Raw genomic sequence first — 15,502 nt, 5'->3', positions numbered from 1 at the left:
ACGAGGAACGACTTCAGTCGTTACGACAAACGTCCCCATCACCCCCATTACCCCAGTTCCTTGAGAGCAAAAACGCGCAACCGTTCCTCGATCGCCTCTACTTGCACTCGGGTCCCGATCGCCAACAGAGACCCCCCACTACTACGCGCATGAAATTCTCGTCCGGAAGGGGTGATCAAGCAATATCGGTGCTCTCGTCCTAAAAACTGGCGATCGCGAATCACCACCTGTCCCGTTTCATCCGGTTTCAGGATTAAATCTTCTTCTCGGATCATTAACTCCCCTTCATTAGAAGTATCCACGGGTTCTCGCATCACCGTTTCAGGTACTTCCACCTCAAACGAACCCACCTCGGTTTCCCAGAGTTTGCCAATGCGTCGCGCTGGCAGAAAATTCGCCTGGGTAACAAATCCAGCGACAAAGCGCGAGGCGGGTTCCTCATAAATCTGTTCCGGGGTCCCAAATTGTTCGATTCGTCCCTTTTTCATCACCGCGATGCGATCGCTAATTGCTAACGCCTCTTCCTGATCATGGGTGACAAAAATCGCCGTCGTATTGGTACTCTTAAGAATCTTGCGGATTTCTTCTCTTAAATACAGCCGTACCTGGACATCTAAATTGCTTAACGGTTCATCCAGTAAGACGATCGCCGGTGCTGGTGCGATCGCCCTAGCTAACGCTACTCGCTGCCGTTGACCCCCAGACAGTTGATGAGGATAGCGCTTGGATAATCCCTGCAACCCCACTAAGGCGATCGCCTCAGTCACTTCATGCTCAATCCGTTGCTTTTTCTGACTTTTTAACCCAAATGCCACATTTTCCGCCACCGTTAAATGCGGAAACAAGGCATATTCTTGAAACACCATGCCGATTTGCCGATGTTCCGGGGGAATCCAGACCCCACCCCCAGCCACCTGTCTTCCCCCAATTTCCACTACCCCGGCATCGGGCTTTTCAAATCCCGCCAATAATCGCAACAGGGTGGTTTTCCCACAACCGGAGGGACCTAGCAAAGTGAGGATTTCCCCTTTCTGTAAATTCAGGGAGACTCGATTCACCGCCGGATCTCCACTGCCATCGAATGTTTTGGTTACGGATTCTAATCTTAAGATTTCAGGTTCGTTCATTAGCTTTGCAATCGGAGTTAGTTTTTATTTTGATTTGACAAAAAATCCATGTTGAATTGATTTGTAAATAACTTTAATGGGTCAAATTAGCACTAATTTTTATTAATTTTATCACAATTTAAGATTAATTTTTGACCGAATTTCGCCCTAACAAAACTAACGTAGAACCGGCAGAAACTAACAACAAGGTCAGGGAAGCGGCGGCGGCATCGGTAAACTGGACATCCTCTGTCGCTTGCCAAATCTGGGTGGCTAGGGTTTTAAATCCGATAGGCGCAAGTAACATGGTAGCTGGCAGTTCTTTAATTGCTGTTAAAAAGACCAGGACTGCACCACCTAATACCCCCGGACTGACTAAAGGTAAAGTGATTTCCCGCAAGGTTTGCCAGGGGGTACGGCCCAAGGTGCGCGCCGATTCTTCTAATTGGGGGTTAACTTGCAGCAGGGAACTACGAATTGTGCCGACAGATTGGGGTAAAAATAACACTAAATAGGCAAAGACTAACATCGGCAGGGTTTGATATAAGAACGGGACATAGTTAGCACCAATAAAGACTAAAGAAAGGGCAACTACAATTCCCGGCAGACCAAATCCAACGTAAGTTAAGCGCTCAATTACCGTGGTGATTCGGCCCGGAAAGCGCACGGACAGGATGGCGACGGGGAGGGCAAATAGGGTGGCAATGATGGCGGAAAGACCCGATGCGAGGATGGAATTAAAGCCGGTGGTGAGAACATCGGGGGGGATTTTTCCGGCATTGAGTCCGCGCCACAACCAGAAGAGGGTCACGGCGAGGGGGAGGACTAATCCCAAGGCGGTGATGATGCTACAAAAGGCGATCGCTGGCCATTTCCACCCACCCAAGGCGATGCGAGTGGGGGGGCGACTACCGCCAGAACTGCTGCTGTAATAGGCTGCACCTGTTCTAACTCGGTATTCGATCGCCAGGATTAGCAACAATAGGGCGACTAAGACTAAGGACAACACTGCTGCTGAGTTGCGGTTAAAACTACTCCGGTACTGGATGAAAATCACCCGAGTAAACGAGTCAAACCGCATCAAGCTGGGTGTCCCAAAATCCCGCAAGGAATAGAGGGCGACTAATAAGCCCCCAGCGACTAACGAGGGACGTAGCTGGGGGAGGGTAACTTGCCAAAAGGTAGACCAAGCATTGTTTCCCAGGGTGCGGGAGGCTTCTTCGATCGCCGGGTCAATGCCTTGCAACCCCGATCGCAAGGCAATCAGCAGATAGGGATAGGTAAACAAGGTTAGAGCCAAAATCGCACCGGGCCACCCATAGATTGAGGGCAATTCTTCCACCCCAAAGGGTTCCAGCAACAATTGCAGCCAACTGCCTCGGGTGCCGAAGCTGGCAATTAAGGCAAAGCTACCCACATAGCTGGGCACTGCTAGGGGAAGGGTGGTGGCGACTGCCCAAAACCGCCGCCCGGGCAAATTGGTCCGTTCGGTCAAAAAGGCTAAAGGCAAAGATATCAAGGCGGAAAATAGGGTAACCGCTGCGGCTAAACCAGCACTGTGCCCTAATACCTCTAGGGTACGCGGACGGGAAAGTAAGGTCCAAACCTCCTCAAATCCCGCACCGGCTGCCCGGATCACGAGATAAAGGAGGGGAAGGGCGATCGCCACTGCGGTAATGCTTCCAGCGGCGACCAAAAACCCGGGAGGGCGAGACCCTTTTCCCCAGGACTGATAGCCCCCAACCCACTGTTCTAACCGCTTACCAATCTGGGCGATCGCCTTGCCCTGTTTTGTTGATTTCATCCTTAACTCGGCACCTTTCGCACCCTAGATTGCTTATGACATATTTTCTATCTTGACTCAAGTGGCTCAACTTTTTTATAAAAGTCCCGCTTCCTCTAGTAAAGAAATGGTTCCCGCTAAATCGGCTAAGTTGCTCAAGTCAATATTGGGGGAATTGATTTGAGAGATGGGAATTTGTTTAGCCGGGGCTTCTACCCCAGAAAGTAAGGGATACTCGCTTGTTTGTTGGGCAAAATACTGCTGGGATTCCGGTGTGAGGAGATAGTCAATGAATTTTTCTGCATCCCCTTTTTGGTCGGTGGTATCCATAATTGCAACCCCCGCCACATTAATCATGGACCCGATATCTCCAGCCATATAATGATGGGCTACAGGAAAATTCGGATTTTCCTTAATAAACCGCGAGAGATAATAGTTATTCACTAGCCCCAGGTGGACTTCTCCCCGACCTAACGCTTCCAGAATGGTGCTATTGTTCGGATATACTACGGTACCATTGTCTTTCATAGCGCGTAGCCATTCTAAGGTGCGGTCATCTCCGGCAGTGGCACGCATGGCAGTGATAAAGGACTGAAATGATCCGTTCGTCGGTGCCCAGCCAACTTTACCCCGCCACTTGGGGTCGGTCAATTCCCAGACATTCTTGGGGAGTTCGGCGCGCTGTACCAGTTGGGTATTGTAATCCACCACGCGAGCACGACCACTGATTCCCACCCATTGGCCGTTACGGGACCGAAAGCGCGAGTCTACTCGGTTGATCAGGGGTTGGGAAATTGGCATGGTGCGTCGAGCTTGGGCCATTGCGCCTAATGCTCCGGCATCCTGGGCGAAAAACAAGTCGGCACGGCTATTTCGGCCTTCTTCCAACAGGGCGATCGCCAGTTCGGCGGTATCCCCATATCTAACTTCTATATCAAGTCCGAGTTCTTGACGGGCTTTATCAATAACGGGACCGATCAGGTTTTCATTGCGCCCGGAATAGATAATTAGGGTTTTTCCTTGGGCCGTAACGACCCGAATTCCGCCCAGGCTCAAGAGGATGGCGACTGCGGCGATCGCCAGTTTTTTCCGATAGTTCATGTTCTGCAATCTTTTAATGTTTCGGTTGATGTTGCGCCCAACTTGTCGCAACAGTTGAAGCTATACCCTAGGCTATCGGGGCGATCACCCTTGATTTCCCTGACAGCTTTTACGGCACACCCTATAAAATGCCGGTTTCCTGGAGTAGCTTCAGTGTTCCCTCTAAATCATTGAGGTTGCTCAGATCGATCTCAGGAGACTTAATGTCCGATAAGGGTGTTAGAGCTTTAGTCGCCACTACACCTGTTACCAAAGGATACTCAAAAGTCTCTTGAGTAAAATATTCCTGAGCTTTGGGACTTAACATAAAGTTAACAAACTGTTGCGATTCAGCCAGCCTGTCTGTATTCTCCAAAATACTCACACCCGCTACATTCACCAATGATCCCACATCGTTAGGGAAGCTGTGAGCAACTGGCGCGTCTGGATTTTCCGCTTTGAATTTTTCTAAATAGTAGTGATTGACGAATCCAACGGCAATTTCACCCCGCGAAAGTGCTTCCACGATCGCCGTATTCTTGGCATATACTTTCGGATTGTTGGCTTTAACCCCTTCTAACCATTGTTTGGTTTGTTCCTCCCCCAGAGAGACTCGCAAGGCCGTAACAAAGGCTTGGAATGACCCATTGGTAGGTGCCCAGCCAATTTTTCCTTCCCATTTTGGATCGGTCAATTCCAGGATCGACTGGGGTACTTCGTCCGGTTGTACCAAATCCGTATTGTAGTCCAAAGTGCGAACCCGACCTGTAATTCCCACCCACTCACCTTGGGGCGATCGATACCGAGATTCAACTTTATTGAGAATCTCTTCGGGCAGTTTAGCAGTGCGATCGGCTTTTTGCAGCGCACCCAGGGCACCGGCATCCTGTGCAAAAAAGACGTCTGCCGGTGTATTTTCGCCTTCTTCGAGAATCGCTGCGGCGAGTTCTGCCGTGTCTCCGTAGCGGACTTGGATATCAATGCCCGTTTCGGTCTTGAATTGTTCAATCAGGGAGCCAACTAGGTTCTCGTTGCGACCGGAATAAACCACCAGTTGTTCTCCCGTGGCGGGGTTAGCGGCTGTGGTTGCTACCGGCTCCGGTTGGGGTGTTGTTGCGGTGGGTGTCGTTCCGTTAGAACAAGCCACTGCCAGTCCCCCACTTGCCAGGGCCAACCCTAATAAGCTCAATATTTTTCTGCGTTTCACTCCTTGCACCTCCCAAAGTACCTGTAGGATTCTTTCTGCTCAATCAAGAAAAACTCTCAATTAACTCAGAAATTCTATCCAGCCAAAGCTGTTTTTTTAATCCGAGATATCAATTTACGGTATTGGAGGAGTTCCGTCAAGCTTAATGAAATAAATTCTCGTTTCTGATTTATCAGGGATCCACCCCTAGACCAAACTGCTTTAAAGCCAAAAACCAAAACCCCTGTAACCCCAACTCCCTCTTTTCACAACCTTACCAAGGGTAAACAAAATTCCCATACACCGGGACTAATGGCCCCTGTTACTCAGAAACCTCAGAAAAAATCCCTCAATTTCTGGTAAATTTGTTACAGGTTCTTAAAAAACTTTACTACTCATCAGGATTTGGCCGCAGCCCCCGGTTGTTCGGATACTCACTCGCGCCGGTTCTCGCTTCCGGGTGGATATCCTAATTAATTGCTAATAACTAGCAATTAATTAAGATAGATTGAGTATAAACCGATATTTCCAAGCAGGGGTTTACCGCTAATCTGTATCATTGGGTTGCCCATAAGGGGAATTTAATCTTTTTATTTAAATAAATGTAGGATGTCCCTCGAAAAAGTAGCTTAACTTATAAAAAAATTAAATATTAAACGGTTTTAGCTCATGCTAGAGATGAGTTAAATTAGGGGTCAGGGAACGGAACCGATTCGGGAAAAAGACCCGGGACTAAGGATCCAGGATTTTTGAGTTAGACCCGCTTTTCCTGGGACCCTTTCCTCAGAGCGAGACCTCATCCCACTCCCATCAATAAAATGAGCAGCTATCGGAGAAAACCCCAGGGATAAAATCCTGAAATCCTTGCCGTAAAAAGAGTGTAGCCACTTTAACGCCTCAATATTTTTCCCGAGACAATGTAGCCCTTTTTACTTGACAGTGGCCCGAAAATCAAGTATCTCTTTAGGTGATATGCATTTTCAGCGATTTTTAAGTCAAGACTGTTACGGAGGATCACAGACCCCCTGGCATCGTGAAACCTTAAGGATGACGACATAGCGCTCCCTGAAAGAGAAGGCGGTTGTGAACCTGCCTAGTCCTCTGATCTGTGATGGTCAACAGGTGAAACAGGCTGAAGAGAACCGATCGCAGGAAGGGAGGGATTTCTATTCAGTGCTTATTAATAAAAATTACTGTTAATCAGCACTGAGTTGAACACCCGTTTCGAGAAAATTGGCATTAAAAACGCTGGAAAAGTGCTTTTTAGGTGTGAGAAAAACGGAAAGAAGGGAATGCGTCACAATTGGATGAAGGTTATGCTGGCATCGCCAGCTATGTTGGTGATCGAGGCATTGATTCCTACAGGGATCTCTGCAATGCCTGCCCTGTCCACGGCCCAACCGGATCCCATACCGGATGTGGCGGCGATCGCTGAAAATGCAGCAACTCCAGAACCCTTGGATATTCTGGAACAAATCAATCTCTACTCCCAGGCTGACCTAGAAACAGGTCCCCTAGAACAGATCAACTCGGTCGGGGAGCTCAGCGATGTTAGCCCTACAGACTGGGCATTTCAGGCAGTTAGCGCCCTCGCCGAGCGCCATCAATGTCTCCTCGGCTATGGCGATGGGACCTATCGCGGTAACCGCGCCATGACGCGCTACGAATTCGCCGCCAGCTTAAACGCCTGTTTGATTCAGATTCAAGAGCGAATCGAAGATTTAAACGCCTTATCCCCAGAGGAACTCGAATCGATTCGCCGATTACAAGAAGAATTTGCCGCCGAACTCGCCACCCTGCGAGGTCGAGTGGATGCCTTAGAGGTTCGCGCGGCAGAATTAGAAGCCAATCAGTTCTCCCCCACTACAAAATTGAGTGGTGAAGTTCTCATGGCTCCCATTGATGCCTTTGGCGATCGCTCAGAAACCATCGGGGGTGGAGAAGACACCGAACTTTCCTTCGGCTATCAAATGCGTCTCGTCTTTGACAGTAGCTTAACCGGGAGAGATCGCCTCCGAGCCCGACTGCAATCCATCAACGTGGCACGTTTAGATAACACCACGGGAACCCTCATGTCTCGCTTGGGATTCGACGGAGAAAGCGAGAACGAAACCCTCCTGGAACGTCTAGAGTATCGGTTTGCCGTCACCGATAACCTCAGAGTATGGCTCGCAGGAACCGGGGTCTCTCATGATCACCTCATGACCGTCACCAATCCCCTGTTTGAAAGTAGTGGTAGCGGTGCTCTTTCCCGATTTGCCCGTCGCAACCCTGCTGTTTTTCGGCAACCGGGTGGTGCCGGTGTAGGCGTTGAATACAGCTTTGGCGAGTGGGCTACACTGTATGGTGCATATCTAGCAGAAAATGCCAACACCCCAACCTCAAAAAATGGGTTATTTGACGGCAGCTATAGCGCAACTGCCCAGCTCACCGCCACTCCTGTGGAAAATTTAGAGGTCAGCGTGACTTACTCGAACTCCTATTTTCCAGGAGGTGAGGTCAACCTTTCCGGGGGTACGGGTTCTGGCAATGCAAGGCGACCTTTTACCAATGATGTTGCCACCTCTTCCAATAACTTGGGGTTACAAGCCAGCTTCGCATTCGCTCCCGTGACGGTTTCCGGTTGGGCCGGTTGGTCCTTAGCCGAAGCCCAAGTCAGTGACGGAGATGTCAACAGCGGCGATAGTGCCACGTTATTTAACTGGGCGCTGAATGTCGGGGTTCCCGATTTAGTCAAAGAAGGAAGCGTACTCGGTTTTATTATCGGACAACCGCCGAAAGTCATTAGTAATGATGTCTCTGGACGGGAAGACCCGGATACTTCCTTGCATTTTGAGGCATTATTCAAGTATCCCATCACTGAGAGAATCAACATTACTCCGGGATTTTTCGTGATTACCAATCCCGATCATAATTCAGACAACAATACTGTCTGGGTGGGTACGATGCGAACTCAGTTTACTTTCTAAATTCACTGGATTGGTCCTGCTGAACATGGGAAGAATCGGTAAATTTTACAATTTACCGATTCTTTTTATTAATAAAAAGTTTTTAAGGTTTGAATTGCCCTAAAAATGATTGGCAATCAATTTGGGAATTTCTTCGGGTTGAATGTTAGTATAACGTGCTTTATCCGGCATGACGACCACATTGGGGCCAGCTTTGCAGCGACTCATACAGCCGGTTCCCTTGATGGTGACATTATCTTCTAACCCTTTTTGACGTAACTGTTCTTCTAATGCTTTACAGACTGCAGCGCCGCCTTTCTTGCGGCAGTCGGACTTTTGACAAATCAAAATAGTTGCTTTCTTTTTTTCGGGGAGGATGGGTTCGAGGGTGGCAATGGGGGGTGGAGAACTCACACAAGTTTCGGCGATCGCACAGTCTCGAAAATGATCACAACCTGATACAGGACTCGCGATCGGCGCGGGTTCAAAAGAGACTGAGTTGAGGGCCGGGAGAATATGATAGGCTTTGAGCTTCCACAATCCGGTTTTCAGGTTCAGTTGTTTCTCACCGATCGCCCTCACCCAGTCTCCGGGTCTCAACTGAGTTTCTAAAATAGCACGCTGCTTTTTCGGCATATCTAGCTTAATGAACCGTTCTCCTTCCGCTGTCGCCAATCGAAAGTATTTGAGATTTGTTCCCCCGGGGATGCCAAACCCTAAGAAACGACCTTCGAGATTGAGTTCTGAGGTTTGTTTATATGATTTACCCATTGTCTTGTTTTTGGTAGTTGTTTTTTGTACAAAAATTTGCTTAAACTCGGGCGATCGCTTTTTTCTATCCTTTTAGTGACCGGATCCGGGACTCCCCTCACCGGCGATCGCCCTGCATTAATTCATCTGCCAGCACTGTTCTAACCACAGCACTAACTCCTGACGCGAGGCATTTAGCTGTCTGGATACACTCCAAAATTGCACGGTAGCTCTGGTATTGCTCAGGTACACCCGCAATGGCTGATTAGGTTCACACCAACAGGGAATCTCTAGTTCACGCAACCGCTGAAATACAGACCATCGTTCGGTCCCATTCACTTCTACTAACTGTGCTAGATCGGTCTTATACTCCGATGATTCCATGCGATTGTCCTAATACTTGCTAAATATTATCAGTAAGCTGAGTAGAGGGACCCTTTGATTCTTCCCCTCCCTCTGAGCAAATGCGATCAGGTTCTGAACCTGGAGATCGCCTCTCTCCCTTAGATTACTCCAACTGACAAATATTCTCATCTACTTTCCGACAGACTTTAACAAAACTTTACAATTCATCAAGATTTTGCCCCTAAAAATAAGAAATTTTATCAATTTAGCCGAATAGAACTCTATATTTAGTGTTAAATCAAGGCATCACACTACCCCTAGCAATAACCGGCTAAAGTAGTGGGATAGCCCGTCAACTCCATCTAATGGTGGATCCTAGGATTTTGTTCAGAAGAATCCGCAACTTACTTTATTAAAGTTGGTAATCTGCAATATTTTAAAAACTGAGCTAATTGATAATTTATAGTGGGTTAAAAACATTTAGAGTGTATTCTATGTACTCTACCCCTCGATTTGCCTGTGTTAAAATCCCTCTATTGAGCAATAAAATTTGCCAATAAAAAAGGAGAACACTAATTATGGCTGAAATGCAGAATGCCGTCCGAGCCTTTGGGCATATTGCCGACAATCCCATTGGATTAGAAACCTCAGTGACAGGGCCGGTTTGCGAGGGCTTAAATGTAGCACTAGCAAGCTTTCAAGCGCTTTATTTGCAATATCAAAAACATCATTTTGTGGTAGAAGGGGCTGAGTTTTACTCCCTGCATGAGTTTTTTCAAGAAAGTTACGAAGCAGTAGAAGAACACGTTCATGATTTAGGGGAACGATTGAATGGGTTGGGTGGAATTCCAGCCGCGAGTTTTAGTAAATTAGCGGAGTTGTGCTGCTGGACCCCGGAACCGGATGGGGTCTATACCTGCCGTCAGATGGTGGAGCATGATTTGGTGGGGGAACAAGGGATGATTCAATTGTTGCGACGGCAGGCTGCTCAGGCGGAGAGTTTGGGCGATCGCGCCACCCGGTATCTGTACGAGAAAATCCTGTTGGCGACGGAAGAACGAGCTTATCATCTGGCTCATTTCCTAGCTCATGATAGTTTAGTTCTTTCCCACTAAATAATAGAGAGATTTTCTCAAAACTGCGTTACTGTAGAAGGAAGTTCAGCTTTTAAAGCTGACCGACTCGACCTATCGATTCTAAACAGAAGAGAACGCTTAAGGCAGAGGGGGGTTTTCCCTCTCTGCATCTTTTTTGGGGGGAGATGGGGAGGATGGGGAGGATGGGGAGGATGGGGAGGATGGGGAGGATGGGGAGGATGGGGAGGATGGGGAGGATGGGGAGATGGGGAGATGGGGAGGATGGGGAGGATGGGGAGGATGGGGGGATTAAATTTTATTTGAAAAAACTTGCAATAAAAGCCAAATTCTGTATTACTAGATTTATTCCTTTATTGAGTATTAATTTCAATAAGAGGGAGAAAATACCGGACAAATATAATTTTGTCAAGACCGTTGGCGGTCAAGTTATGGATGAGGAGTTGTAGCAAGGGAGAAAGGGTGACTGGATTTACCGCTCAGGTTGCGATGAGTTAGGGAATCTGGCGCCTTGATGCCTAAAGGCTGATGCCTGGGGTATCGAAGCTAACCAAGCGATCGCGCCCACCATAGTGACCCTACCGGACAAAGGGCCGAATTCTGACCAACCATTGACCATAAATTTGGGTAAGTCGTCATGCCATTTTATACCCAGGCTCAACTCAAAAGCGAATTGCGACAATTGGGCTGTCGCCTGACTCCTCAACGGGAAGCCATCCTGGGGATCTTTCAAACCATCCCCCAAGGCAACCATTTAAGTGCTGAAGAACTCTACAGTTTGTTGCAGCGACAGGGGGAGAAAATTAGCCTATCCACGGTGTATCGAACCCTAAATTTGATGGCGCGGATCGGAATTCTGCGGGAACTAGAGTTAGCCGAAGGGCATAAACACTACGAACTGAACAAACCCTCACAACCGCACCATCATCTGGTTTGCGTTCAGTGCCATCAGACGATTGAATTTACCAGTGATTCAATTGCTAAAATTTGCAGCAAGCAAGCAGATGCGGCTCAATTTCAAATGTTAGATGCGCAACTGACCCTTCATGCAGTTTGTCTAGAAGCATTTGAGCAGGGATGGCCCTATTTACTCGCCGAAGATTGGATATGTCCAAAATCCGGCATGGCAGTGAATCTCGCCGAAGCGATCGCGGACAGGGGTACGGGAGCGGCACCGGATTTAGATGAGTAGGACAAAAAACCGGCTTTCTTCACAAAAATTTGGCAAATTAGCAACAAATTAGGGTCAGAAACCCAGTTTGTCTTCCCCTTACTGTATCCACCTTCCTGGGAAAAAATGACGAAGGAATTTCCTCGGCTTAAACTGCTGTGAGCGCACCGGAGGCGAGGGAGAGGAAGTCATCAAATCTTGTTATTAGCAAAACCGAGTGATACGGATTGAGTGAAACCTCGTAAAATAAACTGGATTTAGCAAAAATGCGATCCGGGGTCAGTAGTCAAAGGTCAGTGGTCAGTTGTAACTGAAAGCTGGCAATTGACAACAGACCCTTGACAATGAAAACACCTCAACCCACAAGTCGATAGTTTAAGCCTATGCCCCGTCGCAACGACATCCAGAAAATCCTGATCATCGGCTCTGGTCCTATTGTGATCGGGCAAGCTTGCGAATTTGACTATTCAGGGACGCAAGCTTGTAAAGCGCTCCGAGAAGAAGGATATGAAGTGGTGCTGGTGAACTCGAACCCCGCCACAATCATGACCGACCCCGAAACCGCCGATCGCACCTATATCGAGCCATTAATCCCGGAAGTGCTGGAAAAGGTGATCGCCAAAGAGCGACCCGATGCCCTGTTACCCACAATGGGCGGCCAAACCGCTCTGAACTTAGCTGTTACCTTAGCCAAAAATGGTGTTTTAGACAAGTATGGCGTCGAGTTAATCGGTGCAAAATTAGAGGCGATCGAAAAAGCCGAAGATCGCTTGCTGTTTAAAGAAGCAATGGCGCGGATTGGGGTTGCCACCTGTCCATCGGGAATTGCTACAACTCTGGAGGAAGCTAGAGCTGTAGGACATCAAATCGGCAGCTATCCCTTAATTATTCGACCCGCCTATACCCTCGGGGGAACCGGCGGTGGCATCGCCTACAACCAGAAAGAATTTGAAATCATGGCGGCAGGAGGGATTGATGCCTCCCCCGTGTCTCAGATTCTGATCGAGCAGTCCCTGCTGGGTTGGAAAGAGTATGAACTAGAAGTCATGCGAGATTTAGCAGATAACGTGGTGATTATCTGCTCTATTGAAAATATCGACCCGATGGGGATTCACACCGGGGACTCGATTACCGTCGCACCAGCACAAACCCTGACGGATAAAGAATATCAACGCCTGCGGGATGCTTCGATCGCCATTATTCGTGAGATTGGGGTTGAAACGGGCGGCTCAAATATTCAGTTTGCTATCAATCCGGTGAATGGGGACTTGATTGTGATTGAGATGAACCCTCGGGTTTCTCGGTCCTCTGCCTTGGCATCGAAGGCAACCGGATTTGCGATCGCCAAGTTTGCCGCTAAATTGGCGGTGGGTTATACCCTGGATGAAATTCCTAACGATATTACTCGCAAGACTCCGGCGAGTTTTGAACCCACCATTGACTATGTGGTGACGAAGATTCCCCGCTTTGCCTTTGAGAAATTCTCTGGATCGGAACCGACTCTCACGACTCAGATGAAGTCCGTGGGTGAAGCAATGGCGATCGGGCGGACCTTTAACGAATCGTTCCAAAAAGCCATGCGATCGATGGAAACTGGGCGTTCCGGTTGGGGATGCGATCGCCAAGAAATGCTGCCGAGTTTAGAGCAAATTCGCGCCGGATTACGCACCCCTAACCCCGATCGCATTTTTACCGTGCGTCACGCCATGCTGATGGGGATGACGGTGGAGGAAATCTACGAACTCACCTGCATTGACCCCTGGTTCCTGGATAAATTCCAAGAACTCCTAGAAACGGAAAAATTCCTCAAGCGATCGCAGCTTGAAGACTTGACAAAAGAGCAGATGTATGCAATCAAACGTCAAGGATTCAGCGATCGCCAAATTGCCTTTGCGACCAAAACCCACGAAGACCAAGTACGGGCCTACCGCGTCGGCTTAGGGGTCAAGCCAGTGTACAAATTGGTCGATACCTGTGCGGCAGAATTTGAAGCCCTCACCCCTTATTACTATTCCACCTACGAAGAAGAATCAGAACAGACCGTTTCCAATAAACGCAAAGTGATGATTTTAGGGGGCGGCCCGAACCGGATTGGACAAGGGATAGAATTTGACTATTGCTGCTGTCATGCCTCTTATGCCTTGCGGGAAGAAGGATGCGAGACCATTATGGTCAACTCAAACCCGGAAACCGTTTCCACCGATTACGACACCAGCGATCGCCTCTATTTTGAACCCCTCACCAAAGAAGATGTGCTCAACATCATCGAGGCGGAAAATCCGGAAGGGGTAATCATTCAGTTTGGCGGACAAACCCCTCTAAAATTGGCAATCCCCTTGTACGAAGCACTCATGGCTCAAGGGCCCGATCGCCTCTTACCCAAAGAAGTGACCACCCAAATTTGGGGAACCTCTCCTGACTCCATCGATATTGCGGAAGATCGGGAACGGTTTGAGAAGATTCTCTGGGAATTGGACATCAAACAGCCTGCGAATGGGATTGCACGCAGTTATGAGGATGCCTTAGCGATCGCCCAAAAGATTGGCTATCCCGTGGTGGTGCGTCCTTCCTACGTGCTCGGAGGACGGGCGATGGAAATCGTCTATTCCGATGCAGACTTGGAACGGTATATGAAGTTTGCCGTGGAAGTCGAACCCGATCGCCCCATTTTGATTGATAAATTCCTAGAAAACGCCGTGGAGGTGGATGTGGATGCTTTAGCAGATGCCACCGGACAAGTGGTGATCGGCGGCATCATGGAACATATCGAACAAGCCGGGATTCACTCCGGTGACTCCGCCTGTTCTATCCCCTATATTTCCTTGAAACCGGAAGCCTTAGCCACAATTCGGGAATGGACCGTTAAATTGGCCCAAAAACTCAAGGTGATTGGGTTGATGAATATTCAGTATGCGGTGCAAGGGGAGCAGGTGTACATCTTAGAAGCTAATCCGCGCGCTTCTCGGACGGTTCCGTTTGTCTCCAAGGCGATCGGGATTCCCTTGGCGAAGATGGCTTCCTTGATTATGTCCGGCAAAACCTTAGAATCTCTCAACTATACCGAAGAGAAGATTCCCGAACATATTGCGGTGAAAGAGGTGGTTCTGCCGTTTAACAAGTTCCCCGGTAGCGATACCCTCTTAGGTCCAGAAATGCGATCGACTGGGGAAGTGATGGGGATTGACACCGATTTCGGCAAGGCTTTTGCAAAAGCTGAATTAGGGGCCGGGGTGCGGTTAGCGCTTCAGGGAACGGTGTTTGTTTCCATGAACAGTCGGGATAAACCCCTGGTGGTGCCTGTGATTAAAGAGTTCATGGATTTGGGCTTTAAGATTATTGCCACCGATGGCACCCGCAAGGTCCTCCAAGATCATGGGCTGGAGAATGTGGAACTGGTGTTCAAGGTCCATGAAGGTCGTCCTCATGTCATTGACTGGATTAAGAATGACCAGATCCAGTTTATTATCAACACGCCGACGGGAGAAGAGTCCCAGACGGATGCCCGGATGATTCGCCGCATGGCGCTGGACTATCAACTGCCGATTATTACCACGATCGCCGGTGCAAGGGCAACGGTAGCAGCAATTCGCGCCCTTAAGGGTGAACCGTTGGAGGTCAAGGCGATTCAGGATTATCTCAATTAATGCGTTAAACAGGAGACTGTACCAGGGTTGATGAGTGACCCTCAGTGCAGTCTCCGGGATGGTTTCATGGGGGTGGACGCTCCGTAACGATGGAGCGATCGCCCCCTTTTTTTGCTTAAAACCCGCACCCTAAAGGGTGGGGCTACAGGTACAAAGCCTGCCTGCGCAGGCTAAAGAATAAAGCAAACCGAAGAGGACCGGATTTAGGATAATCCTCCCTCCAGGTATAAAAAGTCAACATTATCTTAGCCCGCGCAGGCGGGCTTCGTTTGTGTAGACCCACCCTTTAGGGTGCGGTTTTTTTGATGAGTGACCCTTAGTGCAGTCTCCGGGATGGTTTCATGGGGGTGGACGCTCCGTAACGATGGAGCGATCGCCCCCTTTTTTTGCTTAAA

Annotated in this window: 11 protein-coding genes; 5 read left to right on the top strand and 6 right to left on the bottom strand. The window is 48.7% G+C overall.

What is annotated here, in order from left to right; all coding sequences use genetic code 11:
* Positions 1-47: 47 nt before the first annotated feature.
* The 4 genes from NG792_RS14525 to NG792_RS14510 form a co-directional block, all read right to left on the bottom strand.
* The gene (locus NG792_RS14525; protein ID WP_261235848.1) at positions 48-1,127 is read right to left on the bottom strand and encodes an ABC transporter ATP-binding protein; all 1,080 of its coding nucleotides are present in this window, start codon (positions 1,125-1,127) and stop codon (positions 48-50) included.
* A gap of 124 nt (positions 1,128-1,251) precedes the next feature.
* Complete coding sequence (locus tag NG792_RS14520; protein WP_261235847.1) at positions 1,252-2,910, bottom strand: ABC transporter permease; 1,659 nt, start codon at positions 2,908-2,910, stop codon at positions 1,252-1,254.
* 75 nt (positions 2,911-2,985) lie between these two features.
* Entirely contained in the window at positions 2,986-3,990 is a 1,005-nt protein-coding gene (locus NG792_RS14515) for an iron ABC transporter substrate-binding protein (protein ID WP_261235846.1), read from the bottom strand.
* A gap of 121 nt (positions 3,991-4,111) precedes the next feature.
* Positions 4,112-5,176 carry an iron ABC transporter substrate-binding protein gene (locus tag NG792_RS14510; RefSeq protein WP_261235845.1) on the bottom strand — a complete coding sequence of 355 codons (1,065 nt, stop codon included), beginning with the start codon at positions 5,174-5,176 and terminating at the stop codon, positions 4,112-4,114.
* Between the two features lie 1,355 nt (positions 5,177-6,531).
* On the opposite strand from NG792_RS14510, the gene NG792_RS14505 reads away from it, so the two are divergent.
* On the top strand, positions 6,532-8,124 hold the full coding sequence (locus NG792_RS14505) for an iron uptake porin (protein ID WP_261235844.1): 1,593 nt from the start codon (positions 6,532-6,534) through the stop codon (positions 8,122-8,124).
* Between the two features lie 99 nt (positions 8,125-8,223).
* On the opposite strand, the gene NG792_RS14500 is transcribed toward NG792_RS14505, so the two are convergent.
* Together NG792_RS14500 and NG792_RS14495 are read right to left on the bottom strand one after the other, a co-directional pair.
* The gene (locus tag NG792_RS14500; RefSeq protein WP_261235843.1) at positions 8,224-8,874 is read right to left on the bottom strand and encodes a (2Fe-2S) ferredoxin domain-containing protein; all 651 of its coding nucleotides are present in this window, start codon (positions 8,872-8,874) and stop codon (positions 8,224-8,226) included.
* A gap of 117 nt (positions 8,875-8,991) precedes the next feature.
* Positions 8,992-9,237 (bottom strand): Asr1405/Asl0597 family protein, encoded by a 246-nt coding sequence (locus tag NG792_RS14495; RefSeq protein WP_261235842.1) that lies wholly within the window; start codon positions 9,235-9,237, stop codon positions 8,992-8,994.
* 539 nt (positions 9,238-9,776) lie between these two features.
* On the opposite strand from NG792_RS14495, the gene dpsA reads away from it, so the two are divergent.
* From dpsA to carB, 4 genes are all read left to right on the top strand, one after another.
* Positions 9,777-10,313 carry a DNA starvation/stress protection protein DpsA gene (gene dpsA, locus NG792_RS14490; protein ID WP_261235841.1) on the top strand — a complete coding sequence of 179 codons (537 nt, stop codon included), beginning with the start codon at positions 9,777-9,779 and terminating at the stop codon, positions 10,311-10,313.
* 155 nt (positions 10,314-10,468) lie between these two features.
* Complete coding sequence (locus NG792_RS14485) at positions 10,469-10,741, top strand: hypothetical protein (RefSeq protein ID WP_261235840.1); 273 nt, start codon at positions 10,469-10,471, stop codon at positions 10,739-10,741.
* A gap of 188 nt (positions 10,742-10,929) precedes the next feature.
* Positions 10,930-11,484 (top strand): Fur family transcriptional regulator, encoded by a 555-nt coding sequence (locus tag NG792_RS14480; protein ID WP_261198373.1) that lies wholly within the window; start codon positions 10,930-10,932, stop codon positions 11,482-11,484.
* A 362-nt stretch (positions 11,485-11,846) separates the two neighbouring features.
* Positions 11,847-15,107 (top strand): carbamoyl-phosphate synthase large subunit, encoded by a 3,261-nt coding sequence (gene carB / locus NG792_RS14475; protein ID WP_261235839.1) that lies wholly within the window; start codon positions 11,847-11,849, stop codon positions 15,105-15,107.
* The last annotated feature ends 395 nt before the right edge of the window (positions 15,108-15,502 follow it).

Source organism: Laspinema olomoucense D3b (assembly GCF_025370785.1).
Classification (GTDB): Bacteria; Cyanobacteriota; Cyanobacteriia; order Cyanobacteriales; family Laspinemataceae; genus Laspinema; species Laspinema olomoucense.
The sequence above is the reverse complement of the archived record's forward strand: the minus strand, read 5'-3'. Positions and strand labels throughout refer to the sequence as shown.

Coding starts and splice junctions, on each gene's coding strand:
- NG792_RS14500 (WP_261235843.1), bottom strand. CDS start 8,874: ATGGGTAAATCATATAAACAAACCTCAGAACTCAATCTCGAAGGTCGT.
- dpsA (WP_261235841.1), top strand. CDS start 9,777: ATGGCTGAAATGCAGAATGCCGTCCGAGCCTTTGGGCATATTGCCGAC.
- NG792_RS14505 (WP_261235844.1), top strand. CDS start 6,532: ATGCCTGCCCTGTCCACGGCCCAACCGGATCCCATACCGGATGTGGCG.
- NG792_RS14520 (WP_261235847.1), bottom strand. CDS start 2,910: ATGAAATCAACAAAACAGGGCAAGGCGATCGCCCAGATTGGTAAGCGG.
- NG792_RS14515 (WP_261235846.1), bottom strand. CDS start 3,990: ATGAACTATCGGAAAAAACTGGCGATCGCCGCAGTCGCCATCCTCTTG.
- NG792_RS14480 (WP_261198373.1), top strand. CDS start 10,930: ATGCCATTTTATACCCAGGCTCAACTCAAAAGCGAATTGCGACAATTG.
- carB (WP_261235839.1), top strand. CDS start 11,847: ATGCCCCGTCGCAACGACATCCAGAAAATCCTGATCATCGGCTCTGGT.
- NG792_RS14485 (WP_261235840.1), top strand. CDS start 10,469: ATGGGGAGGATGGGGAGGATGGGGAGGATGGGGAGGATGGGGAGGATG.
- NG792_RS14495 (WP_261235842.1), bottom strand. CDS start 9,237: ATGGAATCATCGGAGTATAAGACCGATCTAGCACAGTTAGTAGAAGTG.
- NG792_RS14525 (WP_261235848.1), bottom strand. CDS start 1,127: ATGAACGAACCTGAAATCTTAAGATTAGAATCCGTAACCAAAACATTC.